This window comes from Tepidiforma sp. (assembly GCF_026419595.1).
Classification (GTDB): domain Bacteria; phylum Chloroflexota; class Dehalococcoidia; order Tepidiformales; family Tepidiformaceae; genus Tepidiforma.
This window is the reverse complement of sequence record NZ_JANZZD010000064.1, coordinates 1-1,457: the sequence shown is the minus strand read 5'-3', so window position 1 is coordinate 1,457 and position 1,457 is coordinate 1. Positions and strand designations below refer to the sequence as shown.

The 1,457-nt window shown below is 28.6% G+C and carries 3 protein-coding genes and 1 tRNA gene; all 4 read left to right on the top strand.

All coding sequences use genetic code 11. The features are described from left to right. Positions 1–204: hypothetical protein (locus tag N2041_RS14305; protein WP_297679253.1), on the top strand; the 204-nt coding region annotated here is incomplete at its 5' end. Positions 205–510: 306 nt separating this feature from the next. Next, positions 511–584 (top strand) — tRNA-Gly (locus N2041_RS14300). Between the two features lie 54 nt (positions 585–638). Beyond that, entirely contained in the window at positions 639–830 is a 192-nt protein-coding gene (locus N2041_RS14295) for a hypothetical protein (RefSeq protein ID WP_297679252.1), read from the top strand. Between the two features lie 76 nt (positions 831–906). Further along, positions 907–1,449 carry a GNAT family N-acetyltransferase gene (locus N2041_RS14290; protein WP_297679251.1) on the top strand — a complete coding sequence of 181 codons (543 nt, stop codon included), beginning with the start codon at positions 907–909 and terminating at the stop codon, positions 1,447–1,449. Positions 1,450–1,457: the final 8 nt, after the last annotated feature.

Here is a 1,457-nt window from a genome sequence, read left to right as displayed (position 1 = left end):
TATGAAATTACAATTGAGAAGAAGGATGAAGAAAGACTGTTTGAAATTGATTGGGATAAAATACAAACAATAGAAGATGTAAAACCTTTGTTTAATATTGTGTTTTATTGTTTAGGTTCTAGTAACCCTCATATGACTGAAAAACAAATAAGAGATTTTGGACTTCAGAATATAGTTAAAGAATATAAAAAGGATGATAAATAATATGTGGCCTTTTAAAAAGAAAGAAAAACCACAACCGTTACCTCAACCAATTATTGATAAATATATAATTGACTGGGATAAAGTGCAAACGTTAGATGATATGAAAAACATTATGAAATTATATCATTTATATATGTGGTATGGATTTTATACTGAACAGGTAGTTAATCAATTAGGAATTCAACATTTAGTTATTAAAACATAGTTATTTACTCTGTAGAACAGAGAGTACCTAATTATTATTAGGATTTTTATACAGCCTGTAATAATTTTTCTTACAGGCTGTATATAGTAAATACAATTTATGCGTGTGTAGCTCAGCTGGTTAGAGCGCCTCCTTGCCAAGGAGGAGGTCGAGGGTTCGAATCCCTTCACATGCTTTGCAAGATAAAATTGCATTGAAAGGGGTAATTAAGATGTTTGATCCAAAAGATATGAAGAAATTTTTCGTAGCACGTAATGCGGCAGGAGAATCTCCAGATGCTAGTCAGATTATTGTAGCTTTTAGAGAAGGAGAAACTATTGGAACTCAAATAGACCCTGAAAAAATGATTGGTAAAAAGATTGTTGGTTTTGAATATGTAAATACAAATGTTGACAAGACATTATTCTTATTTGTTGAATAAAAAGTTGTTAAAATTCAATAGAAAATGAATATAATATTACAGAACAAACAATTACAGAACTTAAAGGTATAGTTGAATGGACATAAAATTTAGTAATGGATATAGAAAACATATAGAGCAATGTATTAATTTAAATAAAATATGTTATGGTAATACTGGTGTGACAGTAAAATCAAGATTACCTGATCCATTAGATACTAAATATGAAAATTTATATATAGTACTTGATAATGATAAGGTTGTTGGTTATATAGATTTCCAATTATGCGATTATACTAAAGGGAAAATTATTTCAATCCTTAAACAATATGGGATTGAAGGAAAAACACTTTTATATTTAGATTCTGTATGTGTATTACCAGAATATCGTAGTTATGGTATAGCAACGAAATTAACGAATTTAGTTTTATCTAAAAATTCTGCAGATATTATAGCAGCAGAAGTAGTAAAACCACCGAATGAACCAATGGCTGTTAGTAGTAAGATACTTAAATCATTAGGATTTAAAGAATTAGTTACTATAGAAGATAGTTGGACACAATATATGAAAAACCATAAATTATCTTGTAACTTTTGTGGCAGTGAATGTCATTGTGCAGGAGTATTGTTTGTAAAATAAAATATGCG